At 62.1% G+C, this 17,258-nt stretch carries 13 protein-coding genes and 1 pseudogene; 12 read left to right on the forward strand and 2 right to left on the reverse strand.

Annotated elements, in window-relative coordinates; genetic code table 11:
- Positions 1–847: 847 nt before the first annotated feature.
- Positions 848–1,015: pseudogene (locus tag ACQ5BL_RS04895) on the reverse strand (DMT family protein); the annotation flags it as partial.
- A gap of 174 nt (positions 1,016–1,189) precedes the next feature.
- Here ACQ5BL_RS04895 and ACQ5BL_RS04900 point away from each other — a divergent pair.
- Together ACQ5BL_RS04900 and ACQ5BL_RS04905 are read left to right on the forward strand one after the other, a co-directional pair.
- A complete protein-coding gene (locus ACQ5BL_RS04900; RefSeq protein ID WP_207883032.1) occupies positions 1,190–1,444 on the forward strand; it encodes a YkgJ family cysteine cluster protein in 255 nt (84 codons plus the stop codon).
- Between the two features lie 112 nt (positions 1,445–1,556).
- Positions 1,557–2,165 carry an START domain-containing protein gene (locus ACQ5BL_RS04905; RefSeq protein WP_207883034.1) on the forward strand — a complete coding sequence of 203 codons (609 nt, stop codon included), beginning with the start codon at positions 1,557–1,559 and terminating at the stop codon, positions 2,163–2,165.
- 221 nt (positions 2,166–2,386) lie between these two features.
- Here ACQ5BL_RS04905 and gltA read toward each other — a convergent pair whose 3' ends face one another.
- The gene (gene gltA, locus ACQ5BL_RS04910) at positions 2,387–3,673 is read right to left on the reverse strand and encodes a citrate synthase (RefSeq protein ID WP_207883036.1); all 1,287 of its coding nucleotides are present in this window, start codon (positions 3,671–3,673) and stop codon (positions 2,387–2,389) included.
- 352 nt (positions 3,674–4,025) lie between these two features.
- On the opposite strand from gltA, the gene sdhC reads away from it, so the two are divergent.
- The 10 genes from sdhC (at position 4,026) to brnQ (ending at position 17,143) form a co-directional block, all read left to right on the forward strand.
- The gene (sdhC, locus tag ACQ5BL_RS04915; RefSeq protein ID WP_207883038.1) at positions 4,026–4,412 is read left to right on the forward strand and encodes a succinate dehydrogenase, cytochrome b556 subunit; all 387 of its coding nucleotides are present in this window, start codon (positions 4,026–4,028) and stop codon (positions 4,410–4,412) included.
- Positions 4,406–4,774: a succinate dehydrogenase, hydrophobic membrane anchor protein gene (sdhD, locus tag ACQ5BL_RS04920; RefSeq protein ID WP_207883040.1), complete on the forward strand. Its 369-nt coding sequence runs from the start codon at positions 4,406–4,408 to the stop codon at positions 4,772–4,774. Before sdhC ends, sdhD begins: the two co-directional genes overlap by 7 nt.
- 3 nt (positions 4,775–4,777) lie before the next feature.
- Positions 4,778–6,550, forward strand: a complete 1,773-nt coding sequence (gene sdhA / locus ACQ5BL_RS04925; protein WP_207883042.1) for a succinate dehydrogenase flavoprotein subunit — start codon at positions 4,778–4,780, stop codon at positions 6,548–6,550.
- Positions 6,551–6,561: 11 nt separating this feature from the next.
- A complete protein-coding gene (locus ACQ5BL_RS04930; protein ID WP_207883044.1) occupies positions 6,562–7,269 on the forward strand; it encodes a succinate dehydrogenase iron-sulfur subunit in 708 nt (235 codons plus the stop codon).
- Positions 7,270–7,515: 246 nt separating this feature from the next.
- The gene (locus tag ACQ5BL_RS04935) at positions 7,516–10,347 is read left to right on the forward strand and encodes a 2-oxoglutarate dehydrogenase E1 component (protein WP_207883046.1); all 2,832 of its coding nucleotides are present in this window, start codon (positions 7,516–7,518) and stop codon (positions 10,345–10,347) included.
- 42 nt (positions 10,348–10,389) lie between these two features.
- Positions 10,390–11,619, forward strand: a complete 1,230-nt coding sequence (odhB, locus tag ACQ5BL_RS04940; protein WP_207883048.1) for a 2-oxoglutarate dehydrogenase complex dihydrolipoyllysine-residue succinyltransferase — start codon at positions 10,390–10,392, stop codon at positions 11,617–11,619.
- 81 nt (positions 11,620–11,700) lie between these two features.
- On the forward strand, positions 11,701–13,137 hold the full coding sequence (gene lpdA, locus ACQ5BL_RS04945; RefSeq protein WP_207883050.1) for a dihydrolipoyl dehydrogenase: 1,437 nt from the start codon (positions 11,701–11,703) through the stop codon (positions 13,135–13,137).
- Positions 13,138–13,297: 160 nt separating this feature from the next.
- Positions 13,298–14,464: an ADP-forming succinate--CoA ligase subunit beta gene (gene sucC, locus ACQ5BL_RS04950; protein WP_017518067.1), complete on the forward strand. Its 1,167-nt coding sequence runs from the start codon at positions 13,298–13,300 to the stop codon at positions 14,462–14,464.
- Positions 14,464–15,345: a succinate--CoA ligase subunit alpha gene (gene sucD, locus ACQ5BL_RS04955; RefSeq protein ID WP_207883052.1), complete on the forward strand. Its 882-nt coding sequence runs from the start codon at positions 14,464–14,466 to the stop codon at positions 15,343–15,345. Before sucC ends, sucD begins: the two co-directional genes overlap by 1 nt.
- 484 nt (positions 15,346–15,829) lie before the next feature.
- Positions 15,830–17,143, forward strand: coding sequence for a branched-chain amino acid transport system II carrier protein (gene brnQ / locus ACQ5BL_RS04960; RefSeq protein WP_243804842.1), 1,314 nt, complete (start codon positions 15,830–15,832; stop codon positions 17,141–17,143).
- The last annotated feature ends 115 nt before the right edge of the window (positions 17,144–17,258 follow it).

Consider the following 17,258-nt stretch of genomic DNA (forward strand, 5'->3'; position numbering starts at 1 on the left):
GTTGGATTTGCTGTCTTCCAAAGTGTGATCTCGTGAGACCATCATCTTCCAGCGTGGCACGGCCTTATGTAGCGCCCAGTTCTTAACGGACCATGAATATAAGTCCTTCCCGTTGAACTTCTAGTGTTTGCATATGCTAACGAGCGGCGCAGATCGTCGCGGCTGACCTTCTTCATCGAGGGCTCGGTACGATATTGGCCGGCGCAGTGGTATCTGGTCCTTCTTCGCGCATCCATGTCAGCACATGAAAGGGAGATCACCGAGCATTGGGCGGGTGTTGCCCTGGGAGTTGATGTGCTTACTTGGTCTCTAGAGCTGTGCTTCTCCAGCACCCCGAACCGCATATCCAAGATCCATTAGCCAAATTGAGAAACGATCTATCGAAAGATGCTGGGGCGTGATCGAGCCGTTGTCGAGATCCGGTCGGGTTGTGGCTACTGCTCATTGAGCGTCACTGGTGCAGGTGGAAACAGATGACGCTTCAGTTCCCTGTCGGACCGCGCGAGGGGGAGGCCGCTAGCGGCGAAACGTGATAATGCCCCAGTCGATCTGCAGAGCGCGAGCTTGTGAACAGGTAGTCCGGCCTTGAATTTGGGTGCAGCATTACCTGAATCATCCGTCGGAAAATACGCTCCACTCACGGCGACCTCGCTGCTTCGACAAAGAGGTCTATGGCAGTGAGGTGCTCTGCATGGCTGTTTGTCTGGACAGAGGGCTACGGAGTTCGCATGTAGTCATAAAAATGGACAAAAGGGGCTGGAGTTGTCCATCGATCCGCGAGATTTAATGGACAGGTGGAATATCTCTACCTCATTGATCTGGCAGAAAAATTCTATGTCCATCGATGAGAGGCTTGGATGTAGGTCTGGTATTCGAACAGCGCGATCCCCCAGCTGACCAGCGCCGCGACTATCCAGGGCTTGGTGTTGAGGGTCTTCAGGTGGCCGTACCAGGCGAAGGTCATGAACAGGTTGGAAAGCACCAGGAGAAAGGCGGTTTGCAGCCAGACCGGCATGGCGAGGAGCTCCATCTGAAGGATGTGCGAAGCCTAATGGATGCGGGATGAGACAGAAAGGGCTGGCCGTTGGCGGTGCATCCACTGATCCGGCCGGCTTGGCGAGAGGGGCGGCGGGCTATATCCTCGGCGCCCGGTTTCTACCTGCCTCCCCGCCCTAGCGAGAGCCCTCCCATGCAATGCCGTATCGGCTGTGGCGCCTGTTGCATCGCGCCGTCGATTTCCTCGCCCATTCCCGGAATGCCCGACGGCAAGCCGGCGGGCGTGCGTTGTGTGCAATTGGACGAGCGCAACCTCTGCAAGCTGTTCGGCGATGCGCGGCGACCGGCCGTCTGCGCTGCATTCGAGGCCGATGCCGAGGCCTGTGGCCAGAGCGACGAAGAGGCTTTGCATATCCTCACCGAGTGGGAGCGGATCACCGCGGCCTGAGTGACTTGGAGGTCACGATTTTAGAGGCCATACTGAGCCCCGTTCCGCTCAAGACCGCGGATTGCGAAGGGCGCCCGTGCCCGACAAACCAAGAATAAAGAGAGGTAAGACGATGCGTGGTGTACTGCGTATGACCCTGCTGGCCACTGCCGTGATGGGGCTGACCGGGACCGCGATGGCGGAAGACTGGCAGCTGGCGAAGGACGAGGACGGCGTCAAGGTCTACCTGAGCAGCGTGCCGGGTTCCAAGTACAAGGCCTACCGTGGCGTCGTCGACATCAAGGCCGACGTGGCGACCATCAATGCCCTGCAGGAAGACGCCAAGGGTTCCTGCAAGTGGATCCACGCCTGCGGCGAGATGCGTCTGCTCAAGAGCGAAGGCAACGATTCCTGGACCTACTCGAAGATCGACATGCCGTGGCCCGTGACCGGCCGCGACGTGGTGATCCATGTGACCAGCGAGAAGACCGCCGATGGCGGCATGATCCGTCACCTGAAGGCCGAGCCGACCTACATTCCGGAAGAGAAGGGCGAAATTCGCGTGCCGAAGCTGGTCGGCGAATGGAAACTGGTGCCCAAGGGCGCCGGTGTGACCGAAGTGACCTACCAGGTGCAGACCGAGCCGGGCGGCAGCATTCCGTCCTGGCTGGCCAACAGCTTCGTGGTGGATGCGCCGATGAACACCCTGAAGGGCCTGCGCAGCGCCGCCGAGAAGAAGTAAGCGCTGTCTGCCCAGACGAAAAAGCCGCCCTTGGGCGGCTTTTTCTTTTCCGGTAGGAGCATGTCGGTCGGCTCTTCGTAGGAGCGAGCTTGCTCGCGAACCGCTTGACGCTGGTGTCGCCGGGAGCCCTGTTCGCGAGCAAGCTCGCTCCTACAGGAGGCATTCCCGCCAAGGCAATAAAAAAGCCGCCCGAAGGCGGCCTTTTCTTGACGCCGTGGCGCTTACTTGCGGTCCTTGAGGGACACGAAGTCGCGCTGCGCGCTGCCGGTGTACAGCTGGCGCGGACGGCCGATCTTGTACGGGCCGGAGAGCATTTCCTGCCAGTGGGAGATCCAGCCCACGGTACGTGCCAGGGCGAAGATCACGGTGAACATGCTGGTCGGAATGCCGATGGCCTTCAGGATGATGCCGGAGTAGAAGTCCACGTTCGGATAGAGGTTGCGCTCCACGAAGTAGGGGTCGTGGCGGGCGATTTCTTCCAGCTTCATGGCCAGTTCCAGCTGCGGGTCGTTGATGCCCAGCTCCTGGAGAACCTCGTCGCAGGTCTGCTTCATGACCTTGGCGCGCGGGTCGAAGTTCTTGTACACGCGGTGGCCGAAGCCCATCAGCTTGAACGGATCGTTCTTGTCCTTGGCCTTGGCCACGAACTTCTCGATGTTCGAGACGTCGCCGATCTCGTCCAGCATGCGCAGTACGGCTTCGTTCGCACCGCCGTGGGCTGGGCCCCAGAGTGCGGCGATGCCCGAGGCGATACAGGCGAACGGGTTGGCACCCGAGGAGCCCGCCAGGCGCACGGTGGAGGTGGAGGCGTTCTGCTCGTGGTCGGCGTGCAGGATGAAGATGCGGTCCATGGCCTTGGCCAGCACGGGGCTGATCGGCTTGGTCTCGCACGGGGTGTTGAACATCATGTGCAGGAAGTTTTCTGCATAGTTCAGGTCGTTGCGCGGATACATCATCGGCTCGCCCTTGGAGTACTTGTACACCATGGCGGCAATGGTCGGCATCTTGGCGATCAGACGATGCGCCGAGACTTCCCGGTGCTTCGGATTATTGATGTCCAGGGAGTCGTGATAGAAGGCGGAGAGGGCACCGATCACGCCGCACATCACGGCCATCGGGTGCGCATCACGGCGGAAGCCGTTGAAGAAGGTCTTCAGCTGCTCATGAACCATGGTGTGGTTCTTGATGGTGCCGACGAATTGTTCCTTCTGCTCGGCAGTGGGCAGTTCGCCCTTGAGCAGCAGGTAGCAGGTTTCCAGGTAGTCGGAGTTCTCGGCGAGCTGCTCGATGGGGTAGCCACGGTGCAGCAGGACACCTTTATCACCATCGATGAAGGTGATCTTCGACTCGCAGGAGGCGGTGGACATGAAGCCGGGGTCGAAAGTGAAGTGGCCGGTGGAGGTCAGGCCGCGAACATCGACAACGTCGGGACCCAGCGTGCCGGAGAGGACAGGCAGTTCGACGGGGGCTGCGCCCTCGATGATCAACTGCGCTTTTTTGTCAGCCATGTAGGCCTCCTATTTATGCTTGAAATCATCTGTACGACCCCCCACGCAGGGCCCGCACCACTATAGAGAGATAAATCCGAATGTCAATCTGCACAATCGGCCTCGTTCGGCTCCTCCAAGCCTCTGTTTTGACGAAAAAAATTGCCTGTTTACGCCTTTTAGGGGGGTGCGGCAATTAGTCCTTAGGTGAAGGTCTTTCCGTTGTCATTAGGGGCCTAACTGTCTATACTCGGCGACCAGCCGCCAAGGGCCTTCCGGCCTTGCTTGATTGGTGGTTGTCACTCCCGAAGGTGATGGGTACCTGACAAGTGCACCTCCCGACAACTAGCCCTGCTCCTAAAGGGCTCTCAGTGTGAAAAAAGCCGTGAATAGCAAACGACCTGTAAACCTAGACCTAAGGACCATCAAACTCCCTGTCACCGCTTACACGTCCATTCTCCACCGCATCTCTGGCGTCATCCTGTTCGTGGGCATTGCCGTGCTGCTGTTCGCACTCGACAAGTCCCTCGCATCGGAAGAAAGCTTCGAGCAGGTGAAGGCGTGTCTGGCCAGCCCGTTGGCCAAGTTGGTGATCTGGGGCCTGCTGTCTGCGCTGCTGTACCACCTGGTAGCCGGTGTTCGTCACCTCGTCATGGACGCGGGTGTCGGTGAAACGCTGGAAGGCGGTAAGCGTGGTTCGAAAATCGTCATCGCCATCGCTGTGGTGCTGATCGTTCTGGCGGGGGTCTGGGTATGGTAACTAACGTCACTAACTTCTCGCGTTCCGGCCTCTATGACTGGATGGCTCAACGCGTTTCCGCGGTCGTTCTCGCGGCTTATGTTCTGTTCCTGCTGGGTTACCTGATCTCGCATCCGGGCATCTCGTACGCGGAGTGGCACGGTCTGTTCTCCCACAGCCTGATGAAGATCTTCAGCCTGTTGACGCTGGTTGCCCTGAGCGTGCACGCATGGGTCGGCATGTGGACCATCACTACCGACTACCTGACTCCGATGGCTCTCGGCAAAGCCGCGACCGTCGTGCGTTTCCTCGTCCAGGCAGTATGCGGCATGGCCATGTTCGCATTCTTCGTCTGGGGTGTGCAGATTCTCTGGGGTAACTGATCCATGGCTAGCAACCGTACTCTTTCTTTCGACGCCATCATCGTTGGTGGCGGCGGCGCCGGCATGCGTGCCGCGCTGCAACTGGCCCAGGGCGGCCACAAGACTGCCGTGGTGACCAAGGTCTTCCCGACCCGTTCGCACACCGTATCCGCCCAGGGCGGCATCACCTGCGCCATCGCTTCGGCCGACCCGAACGACGATTGGCGCTGGCACATGTACGATACCGTCAAGGGTTCCGACTACATCGGTGACCAGGACGCTATCGAATACATGTGCTCCGTCGGCCCGGAAGCCGTGTTCGAGCTGGAACACATGGGTCTGCCGTTCTCCCGTACCGAGCAGGGCCGCATCTACCAGCGTCCGTTCGGAGGCCAGTCCAAGGACTTCGGCAAGGGCGGCCAGGCTGCCCGTACCTGCGCCGCGGCCGACCGTACCGGTCACGCGCTGCTGCACACCCTCTATCAGGCCAACCTGAAGAACGGTACTTCCTTCCTTAATGAGTGGTACGCGGTCGATCTGGTGAAGAACCAGGACGGTCACGTCGTCGGTATCATCGCCATCTGCATCGAGACCGGCGAAACCGTCTACATCCGCTCCAAGGCCGTGGTACTGGCCACTGGCGGTGCCGGCCGTATCTACGCCTCCACCACCAACGCCCTGATCAACACCGGCGACGGCGTGGGCATGGCCCTGCGCGCTGGCGTACCGGTGCAGGACATCGAAATGTGGCAGTTCCACCCGACCGGCATCGCCGGCGCCGGTGTACTGGTCACCGAAGGCTGCCGTGGTGAGGGTGGTTACCTGATCAACGCCCATGGCGAGCGCTTCATGGAGCGTTACGCTCCGAACGCCAAGGACCTGGCCGGCCGCGACGTGGTTGCCCGTTCCATGGTCAAGGAAGTGATCGCCGGCAACGGCGTGGGCCCGAACAAGGACCACGTACTGCTGAAGCTCGACCACCTCGGCGAGGAAGTTCTGCACAGCCGCCTGCCCGGCATCTGCGAACTGTCCAAGACCTTCGCCCACGTCGACCCGGTTGTCGCTCCGATCCCGGTCATCCCGACCTGCCACTACATGATGGGCGGCGTTGCCACCAACATCCATGGCCAGGCCCTGACCATGGACGCCAACGGCAACGACCAGATCGTCGAAGGTCTGTTCGCGGTCGGTGAAGTGGCTTGCGTATCGGTACACGGCGCCAACCGCCTGGGCGGCAACTCGCTGCTCGACCTGGTGGTCTTCGGCCGCGCAACCGGTCTGCACCTGGAAAAGGCCCTGAAAGAGGGCATCGAGCACCGCGGCGCCTCCGAGAGCGACCTGGAAGCCTCGTACAAGCGTCTGAACGGCGTGAACGAGCGCACCAGCGGCGAAGAAGTCGCCCCGCTCAAGCGCGAGCTGCAATCCTGCATGCAGAACTACTTCGGTGTATTCCGTACCGGCGAATACATGCAGAAGGGCATCGCTCAACTGGCTGAACTGCGCGAGCGTATCGCGAACGTCAAGATCAACGACAAGAGCCAGGCTTTCAACACCGCGCGTATCGAAGCGCTGGAACTGCAGAACCTCCTCGAAGTGGCCGAAGCCACCGCGATTGCCGCCGAGCATCGCAAAGAGTCCCGCGGCGCCCACGCCCGCGAAGACTTCGAGGAGCGCGACGACGAGAACTGGCTGTGCCACACCCTGTACTTCCCGGGTGAGAAGCGCGTTGCCAAGCGTTCCGTCAACTTCGCGCCGAAGACTGTTCCGGCATTCGAACCCAAGGTTCGTACTTACTAAGGGTGCCCGCCATGTTGCAAGTGAGTGTTTACCGCTACAACCCTGAGAAGGACGCTGCGCCCTACATGCAGGACTTCCAGGTCGATACCGACGGCAAGGACGTGATGGTCCTGGACGTGCTGGCGCTGATCAAGGAACAGGACGAGGGCTTCTCCTACCGTCGCTCCTGCCGTGAAGGCGTCTGCGGTTCCGACGGCATGAACATCAACGGCAAGAACGGCCTGGCCTGCATCACTCCGCTGTCGGCCGCCGGCCTGAAAGGCGGCAAGCTGGTGCTGCGTCCGCTGCCGGGTCTGCCGGTGATCCGTGACCTCGTCGTCGATATGAGCATCTTCTACAAGCAATACGAGAAGGTGAAGCCGTTCCTGCAGAACGATACTCCGGCCCCGGCCATCGAGCGTCTGCAGACTCCGGAACAACGCGAGAAGCTGGACGGTCTGTACGAGTGCATCCTGTGCGCCTGCTGCTCGACCTCCTGCCCGTCGTTCTGGTGGAACCCCGACAAGTTCCTCGGTCCCGCTGCGCTGCTGCAGGCCTACCGTTTCCTGGCCGACAGCCGCGACACCAAGACCGAAGAGCGTCTGGCTTCGCTGGATGACCCGTTCAGCGTATTCCGCTGCCGCGGGATCATGAACTGCGTGAACGTCTGCCCGAAGGGTCTGAACCCGACCAAGGCAATCGGCCACGTACGTAACATGCTGCTGCAAAGCGGCACCTGATTCGCGGCCCAGGCCACGAGTCATTGCAAGAGCGACACCTGCACCGCCGGGACAATCCGGCGGTGCAGTACTGCGGACCCAAGCCCACAAAGCGGGGGTCCTGACTTGAAAACGTATATATGACCAGCAGGGGCATCCGGGCTGGTACCCGGACTATCTGCGGGAATCGGTGGCTAGAAGTCGCTGTGTATGACTTCAAGCCAAAGGATTTCTCAGGTGGAGTCCCCTTACCGAGGGTGACCAAGCATGCACGAAAGCGTAATGCAGCGGATGTGGAACAGTGCCCATCTATCCGGTGGTAACGCTGCCTACGTCGAAGAGCTCTACGAGCTCTACCTGCACGACCCGAACGCTGTGCCAGAAGAGTGGCGCACGTACTTCCAGAAGCTCCCCGCCGACGGCAATCCCGCTCCCGACGTCTCGCATTCCTCTATCCGTGATCATTTCGTACTCCTGGCCAAGAACCAGCGCCGCGCCGCGCCTGTTTCCGCTGGCAGCGTAAGCACCGAGCACGAGAAGAAGCAGGTTGAAGTCCTGCGTCTGATCCTGGCATACCGTCTGCGTGGACATCAGGCTGCGTCGCTCGATCCGCTGGGTCTCTGGGTGCGTACCGCTCCCTCCGATCTGTCGCTCGAACATTACGGGCTTACTGCTGCAGACCTCGACACCACCTTCCGTACCGGTGAGCTCTACATCGGCAAGGAAGAGGCTACCCTTCGCGAAATTCTCGACGCCCTGAAGCAGACCTACTGCAGCACCATCGGCGCCGAGTTCATGCACATCGTCGATTCCGAGCAGCGCCACTGGTTCGCCCAGCGCCTGGAAAGCGTGCGCGGCCGTCCGGCGTACTCCGCCGACGCCCGTTCCCACCTGCTCGAGCGCCTGACCGCTGCCGAAGGCCTAGAAAAGTACCTGGGCACCAAGTACCCGGGCACCAAGCGTTTCGGCCTGGAAGGCGGCGAGAGCCTGATCCCGATGGTCGACGAGATCATCCAGCGCTCCGGCTCCTACGGCGTCAAGGAAATCGTCATCGGCATGGCCCACCGTGGCCGTCTGAACGTCCTGGTCAACACCCTGGGCAAGAACCCGCGCGACCTCTTCGACGAGTTCGAAGGCAAGAAACTGGTCGAGCTGGGCTCGGGTGACGTGAAGTACCACCAGGGCTTCTCCTCCAACGTCATGACCACCGGCGGCGAAGTCCACCTGGCCCTGGCGTTCAACCCCTCGCACCTGGAAATCGTTTCCCCGGTGGTCGAGGGCTCGGTACGCGCCCGCCAGGACCGTCGCAAAGACGGCAGCGGCGACAAGGTCGTGCCGATCTCCATCCACGGCGATGCCGCCTTCGCGGGGCAGGGCGTGGTCATGGAGACCTTCCAGATGTCGCAGACCCGTGCTTACAAGACGGGCGGCACCATCCACATCGTGATCAACAACCAGGTCGGCTTCACCACCAGCCGTCAGGACGATGCTCGTTCCACCGAGTACGCGACCGACGTGGCGAAGATGATCCAGGCGCCGATCTTCCATGTGAACGGCGACGATCCGGAAGCGGTCCTGTTCGTGACCCAGCTGGCCGTCGACTACCGCATGCAGTTCAAGCGTGACGTGGTCATCGACCTGGTCTGCTACCGCCGTCGCGGCCACAACGAGGCCGACGAGCCGAGCGGCACCCAGCCGCTGATGTACCAGCAGATCGCCAAGCAGCGCACCACCCGCGACCTGTATGCCGACGCGCTGATCGCAGCCGGCGTGCAGACTGCCGAGCAGGCCCAGGAGAAGGTCGACGAATATCGCGACGCTCTCGACAACGGCCAGCACGTGGTGAAGAGCCTGGTGAAGGAGCCCAACAAGGAGCTCTTCGTCGACTGGCGTCCCTACGTGGGCCATGCCTGGACCGCGCGTCACGACACCCGCTTCGACCTGAAGACCCTGCAGGACCTGTCTGCCAAGCTGCTGGAGACCCCGGACGGCTTCGTCATGCAACGTCAGGTACAGAAGATCTACGAAGACCGCGCGAAGATGGCTGCCGGTGGCATGCCGATCAACTGGGGCTTCGCCGAGAACCTGGCCTACGCCACCCTGCTGTTCGAAGGTCACCCGGTACGCATGACCGGTCAGGACGTCGGCCGCGGCACCTTCTCGCACCGCCACGCGGCGCTGCACAACCAGAAGGACGACTCGGTCTACATCCCGCTGGCCCACCTGTTCGATGGCCAGCCGCGCGTCAGCCTGTACGACTCCTACCTCTCGGAAGAAGCCGTACTGGCCTTCGAATACGGCTACGCCACCACCATGCCGAATGCGCTGGTGATCTGGGAAGCCCAGTTCGGTGACTTCGCCAACGGTGCGCAGGTCGTGATCGACCAGTTCATCACCAGCGGCGAGACCAAGTGGCAGCGCCTCTGCGGCCTGACCATGCTGCTGCCGCACGGTTACGAAGGCCAGGGTCCGGAGCACTCCTCCGCGCGTCTGGAGCGTTACCTGCAACTGTGCGCCGAGCAGAACATCCAGGTCTGCGTGCCGACCACTCCGGCCCAGGTCTACCACATGCTGCGCCGCCAGGTGATCCGTCCGCTGCGCAAGCCGCTGATCGTGATGACTCCGAAGTCGCTGCTGCGTCACAAGCTGGCCATCTCGACCCTGGAAGATCTGGCCAACGGCTCGTTCCAGACCGTGATCAACGAGATCGACAACCTGGATCCGAAGAAGGTCGAACGCATCGTGCTGTGCAGTGGCAAGGTGTACTACGACCTGCTGGAGAAGCGCCGTGCGGAAGGCCGCGAGGACATCGCGATCGTGCGTCTGGAGCAGCTGTATCCGTTCCCGGAAGACGATCTGGCCGAGGTGCTGTCGCAGTACAAGAACCTCAAGCACATCGTCTGGTGCCAGGAAGAGCCGATGAACCAGGGCGCCTGGTACTGCTCGCAGCACCACATGCGTCGCGTCATCGCCGCGCACAAGAAAGGTCTCAACCTGGAATACGCGGGCCGCGAAGGCTCGGCAGCTCCGGCTTGCGGCTACGCTTCGATGCACGCCGAGCAGCAGGAAAAACTGCTGCAGGACGCCTTCACCGTTTAACGCCAACGCGCAGTTGATACCGAATTTAAGGAAACACACATAATGGCTATCGAAATCAAAGCCCCAACCTTCCCGGAATCGGTTGCCGACGGCACCGTTGCAACCTGGCACAAGAAGGTCGGTGAAGCCGTCAAGCGTGACGAACTGATCGTCGACATCGAGACCGACAAGGTCGTGATCGAAGTGCTCGCCGAGGCGGATGGCGTCCTGGCCGAGATCGTCAAGGGCGAGGGCGACACCGTTCTTTCCAACGAACTGCTGGGCAAGCTGAGCGAAGGCGGTGCCGCCGCTGCCGCTCCTGCTGCCGCCGCCGCTCCGGCTGCCGCCCCGGCCGCCGCTGCCCCGGCTGCTGCCGCTGACGACAACATCCTGTCGCCGGCCGCCCGCAAGCTCGCCGAAGAAAACGGCATCGACCCGAACAGCCTGGCCGGCACCGGCAAAGGCGGTCGCGTCACCAAGGAAGACGTTGTCGCTGCCGTTGAAGCCAAGAAGAGCGCCCCGGCTGCCGCTCCGGCCGCCAAGGCTGCTGCCCCGGCTGCCGCTGCCGCTCCGGTCTTCGCCGCTGGCGATCGCGTCGAGAAGCGCGTGCCGATGACTCGCCTGCGCGCCAAGGTTGCCGAGCGTCTGGTCGAAGCCCAGTCCTCCATGGCCATGCTGACTACCTTCAACGAAGTCAACATGAAGCCGATCATGGACCTGCGCAACAAGTACAAGGACCTGTTCGAGAAGAAGCACAATGGCGTGCGCCTGGGCTTCATGTCCTTCTTCGTCAAGGCCGCCACCGAAGCCCTGAAGCGCTTCCCGGGCGTCAACGCTTCCATCGACGGCAACGACATCGTCTACCACGGCTACCAGGACATCGGTGTGGCAGTTTCCAGCGACCGCGGTCTGGTCGTTCCGGTACTGCGTAACGCCGAGTTCATGAGCCTGGCCGAGATCGAGAACGGCATCGCCACCTTCGGCAAGAAAGCCAAAGACGGCAAGCTGTCCATCGAAGACATGACCGGTGGTACTTTCACCATTTCCAACGGTGGCGTATTCGGTTCCCTGCTGTCGACTCCGATCGTCAACCCGCCGCAGACCGCCATCCTCGGCATGCACAAGATCCAGGAACGCCCGATGGCCGTTAACGGTCAAGTGGTGATCCTGCCGATGATGTACCTGGCGCTGTCCTACGATCACCGGATGATCGACGGCAAGGAAGCGGTCAGCTTCCTGGTCACCATGAAGGACCTGCTGGAAGATCCGGCTCGCCTGCTGCTGGACGTCTGATACGTCAATTCACACGACGGCCCCGTACTACACGACGGCCCCGAGAGGGGCCGTCCGCTTCACCGGAATAAGGATTGAGACATGAGCCAGAAATTCGACGTGGTTGTGATTGGTGCCGGCCCCGGCGGTTACGTAGCCGCCATCCGTGCCGCCCAACTCGGCCTGAAGACCGCTTGCATCGAGAAGTACATCGGTAAAGAGGGCAAGGTCGCCCTCGGCGGTACCTGCCTGAACGTAGGCTGCATTCCGTCCAAGGCGCTTCTGGACAGCTCCTGGAAGTACAAGGAAGCCAAAGAGGGCTTCGAGGTTCACGGGATCTCCACCGGCGGCGTGAAGATGGACGTTCCGGCGATGGTTGCCCGCAAGGCCAACATCGTGAAGAACCTGACCGGCGGCATCGCCACCCTGTTCAAGGCCAACGGCGTGACCTCCTTCGAAGGCCACGGCAAGGTCCTGGCCAACAAGCAGGTCGAAGTGACCGGCCTGGACGGCAAGACCCAGGTGCTGGAAGCCGACAACATCATCATCGCTTCGGGCTCCAAGCCGGTTGAAATCCCGCCGGCCCCGCTGACCGAAGACGTCATCGTCGACTCCACCGGCGCCCTGGAATTCCAGAGCGTGCCGAAGAAACTGGGCGTGATTGGCGCGGGCGTCATCGGTCTGGAACTGGGTTCGGTCTGGGCTCGCCTGGGCGCTGAAGTCACCGTCCTGGAAGCCCTGGACAAGTTCCTCCCGGCTGCCGACGAGCAGGTCGCCAAGGAAGCCCTGAAGGTCCTGACCAAGCAGGGTCTGAACATCCGCCTGGGGGCTCGCGTCACCGGTTCGGAAGTGAAGAAGAAGCAGGTCACCGTGACCTTCACCGACGCCAACGGCGAGCAGAAGGAAACCTTCGACAAGCTGATCGTGGCCGTGGGCCGTCGCCCGGTGACCACTGACCTGCTGGCCGCCGACAGTGGCGTGACCCTGGACGAGCGTGGCTTCATCTACGTCGACGACCACTGCAAGACCAGCGTTCCGGGCGTCTACGCCATCGGTGACGTGGTCCGTGGCGCCATGCTGGCGCACAAGGCCTCGGAAGAGGGCGTGATGGTTGCCGAGCGCATCGCCGGCCACAAGGCCCAGATGAACTACGACCTGATTCCGTCGGTGATCTACACCCACCCGGAAATCGCATGGGTCGGCAAGACCGAGCAGCAGCTCAAGGGTGAAGGCGTCGAAGTCAACGTCGGTACCTTCCCGTTCGCCGCCAGCGGCCGCGCCATGGCTGCCAACGACACCACCGGCCTGGTCAAGGTCATCGCCGATGCCAAGACCGACCGCGTACTGGGCGTCCACGTGATCGGCCCGAGCGCCGCCGAGCTGGTTCAGCAGGGCGCGATCGGCATGGAATTCGGTACCAGTGCCGAAGACCTGGGCATGATGGTCTTCTCCCACCCGACTCTGTCCGAAGCGCTGCACGAAGCGGCCCTGGCAGTGAATGGCCACGCCATCCACATCGCCAACCGCAAGAAGCGCTAAGGAACGGGACCACGGCGGGGAGGGCGGCAGTCTTTTGCGAGGGGCTGCCGTCCACTCCGCCGGATCGTTTCTCCCCTGAGGGGGACTCGGTCACAGGTGGCGTGGTGCCACGAGCGCCGCGCCTTATGCGCAATACCCAAGACGAAAACGGTAGACAAGCATGAATCTCCACGAATATCAGGGTAAGCAGCTGTTCGCTGAGTACGGCCTGCCCGTATCCAAGGGCTTCGCCGTCGACACACCCGAAGAGGCCGCAGAAGCCTGTGAAAAGATCGGTGGTACCGAGTGGGTCGTTAAGGCCCAGGTACACGCTGGTGGCCGCGGTAAAGCGGGCGGTGTGAAGCTGGTCAAGAGCAAAGAGGACGCCAAGGCGTTCGCCGCCAACTGGCTGGGCAAGCGTCTGGTGACCTACCAGACTGACGCCAATGGCCAGCCGGTCAGCAAGATCCTGGTGGAATCCTGCACCGACATCGACAAGGAGCTGTACCTCGGCGCCGTTGTCGACCGTTCCAGCCGTCGCATCGTCTTCATGGCCTCCACCGAAGGTGGCGTGGACATCGAGAAAGTTGCGCACGAGACCCCTGAGAAGATCCTGAAGGCCACCATCGATCCGCTGGTTGGCGCTCAGCCGTTCCAGGGCCGCGAGCTGGCCTTCCAGCTGGGCCTGAAGGGCGACCAGATCAAGCAGTTCACCCACATCTTCGTTGGCCTGGCCAAGCTGTTCCAGGACTACGACCTGGCGCTGCTGGAAGTGAACCCGCTGGTGATCAAGAAAGACGGCAACCTGCACTGCCTGGACGCCAAGATCAACATCGACTCCAACGCCATGTACCGTCAGCCCAAGCTGCGCGCCATGCACGACCCGTCCCAGGACGACGCTCGTGAAGCCCATGCGCAGAAGTGGGAGCTGAACTACGTCGCGCTGGAAGGCAACATCGGCTGCATGGTCAACGGCGCTGGCCTGGCCATGGGCACCATGGACATCGTCAACCTGCACGGCGGCAAGCCGGCCAACTTCCTCGACGTTGGTGGCGGTGCCACCAAAGAGCGCGTGACCGAAGCGTTCAAGATCATCCTGTCCGACAGCAACGTCGCTGCCGTTCTGGTGAACATCTTCGGCGGCATCGTTCGCTGCGACATGATTGCCGAAGGCATCATCGGCGCCGTGAAAGAAGTCGGCGTGAAAATCCCGGTTGTCGTTCGTCTGGAAGGCAACAACGCCGACCTCGGCGCCAAGGTCCTGGCCGAGAGCGGTCTGAACATCATCGCGGCGACCAGCCTGACCGACGCTGCCCAGCAAGTCGTCAAGGCCGCGGAGGGTAAGTAATGAGCGTCCTGATCAATAAAGACACCAAAGTCATCTGCCAGGGCTTCACCGGCTCGCAGGGTACCTTCCACTCCGAACAAGCCATCGCCTACGGCACCAAGATGGTTGGCGGCGTGACCCCCGGCAAGGGCGGCACCACCCACCTGGGCCTGCCGGTGTTCAACACCGTCAAGGAAGCCGTGGAAGCGACCGGCGCCGATGCTTCGGTCATCTACGTTCCGGCTCCGTTCTGCAAGGACTCGATCCTGGAAGCGGCCTTCGGCGGCATCAAGCTGATCGTCTGCATCACCGAAGGCATCCCGACCATCGACATGCTGGAAGCCAAGGTCAAGTGCGACGAGCTGGGCGTACGCCTGATCGGCCCGAACTGCCCGGGCGTGATCACTCCCGGCGAGTGCAAGATCGGCATCATGCCGGGTCACATCCACCTGCCGGGCAAGGTAGGCATCGTGTCGCGTTCCGGCACCCTGACCTACGAAGCCGTGAAGCAGACCACCGACGCCGGCTTCGGCCAGTCCACCTGCGTGGGCATCGGCGGTGACCCGATCCCGGGCTCCAACTTCATCGACATCCTGAAGCTGTTCCAGGAAGACCCGAAAACCGAAGCCATCGTCATGATCGGCGAAATCGGTGGTTCGGCCGAAGAAGAAGCGGCTGCCTACATCAAGGCCAACGTGACCAAGCCGGTGGTGTCCTACATCGCTGGTGTTACCGCACCGCCCGGCAAGCGCATGGGCCACGCGGGCGCCATCATCTCCGGTGGCAAGGGCACTGCGGACGAGAAGTTCGCCGCCCTGCAGGACGCCGGCGTGAAAACCGTGCGTTCCCTGGCTGACATTGGCAAGGCCCTGGCCGAGCTGACCGGCTGGGCGGTCAAGTAAGCGCCTGGCTTACTTAACCCTTGGCTGTGCAGGGGCCACCTTCGGGTGGCCCCTGTCATTTTGCCTGCGCCGGACAAAGTGTCGATCACGCGACACTCCCGTTCATTTCGAGGACTATCTGACGTACGTCAGTGCAGCTCATCGGAATAGATCGTTAGGCTAGCAACTATATGAAGCGCCGCGTTCCCCACAAGGGAAGGCTCGCTCACCGTCAATTCCTACCCGGAGGCGACGGCGATTCCTGACCGTCACGGATGGCGGGATAAACAGAATGCAGGAGCAACCGGGCCACGAGCCCATGGAAAACCTCTGCTATCGGACTTCCAAGAACAAATCACCGTACCGATGACAGCAGCATCACAGGATGCGCAGGCTCGCCCCGAGTGAGTCGGCCAGTCCCATCCGATGCGGCTTCGTCACGTCTGTACGGTCGATCTGCCTTGGGAGGCCACGAAACCGTTTCAGCACTGTGGTATTTCCCTTCATGAACGTCTTGAAAGGCCAGGACATCCTGGCACTGGGTTTTATGACCTTCGCGCTGTTCGTCGGCGCGGGCAACATCATCTTCCCGCCGATCGTGGGCCTGCAGTCGGGGCCGCACGTGTGGATGGCCGCGCTGGGCTTCCTGATCACCGCGGTCGGCCTGCCGGTGATCACCGTCGTCGCGCTGGCCAAGGTCGGTGGTGCGATGGACACCCTCAGCCACCCGATCGGCCGTGTCGCCGGTGGGCTGCTGGCGGCCGTCTGCTACCTGTCGGTCGGGCCGCTGTTTGCCACCCCGCGTACTGCCACCGTCTCCTTCGAAGTGGGCCTGGCGCCGCTGACCGGGGAGGGCGCGCTGCCGCTGTTCCTCTACAGCCTGGTGTACTTCCTGGTGGTGCTGGTGATTTCGCTGTACCCGGGCAAGCTGCTCGATACCGTCGGCCGCTTCCTCGCGCCGCTGAAGATCATCGCCCTGGCCGCCCTCGGCATCGCTGCCTTCATGCTGCCCGCCGGCCCCATTGGCACCGCGGAGCCGGCCTACCAGGCCGCGGCGTTCTCCCAGGGCTTCGTCAATGGTTACCTGACCATGGATACCCTCGGCGCACTGGTCTTCGGTATCGTCATCGTCAATGCGATCCGCTCCCGTGGCGTGCAGTCGCCGCGCCTGATCACCCGCTACGCCATCATCGCCGGCCTGATCGCCGGGGTCGGGCTTGCGCTGGTGTACATCAGCCTGTTCCGCCTGGGTGCCGGCAGCCACGACATCGCCGCCGGTGCCAGCAACGGCGCGGCCGTCCTGCATGCCTACGTGCAGCACACCTTCGGCTCGCTGGGCAGTACCTTCCTCGCGGTGCTGATCGCGCTGGCCTGCCTGGTCACCGCCGTGGGCCTGACCTGCGCCTGCGCCGAGTACTTCTGCCGCATCCTGCCGCTGTCGTACCGCAGCCTGGTGATCCTCCTGGCGGCGTTCTCGCTGCTGGTGTCGAACCTGGGCCTGACCAAGCTCATCCAGTTCTCCATCCCTGTGCTGACGGCGATCTATCCGCCGTGCATCGTGCTGGTGGCGCTGAGCTTCTGCGCCAGCCTGTGGCGTTCGCAGACCCGCATCGTCGCCCCGGTGATGGTGATCTCCTTCGTCTTCGGCATCATCGACGCCCTCAAGGGCGCCAAGCTCGACGCCTGGATGCCGGGCTGGATGGAGCACCTGCCGCTGGCCGAGCAGGGCCTCGCCTGGCTGATCCCGTCGGTGGCCATGCTGGCCGCAATGGCGGTCCTCGACCGCCTGCTGGGCAAACCCCAGGAAGCCATGGCCTGACACCTGCCGCGTCAATGAACAAGGCCGCCCACAAGGCGGCCTTTTCATGTCTGTAGGAGCGAGCTTGCTCGCGAACCGCCTGGCACCTTCTGCGCCCGGTATAAAAGCGTTCGCG

The sequence above is a fragment of the Pseudomonas sp. B1-22 genome (assembly GCF_050474425.1).
Lineage (GTDB): Bacteria > Pseudomonadota > Gammaproteobacteria > Pseudomonadales > Pseudomonadaceae > Pseudomonas.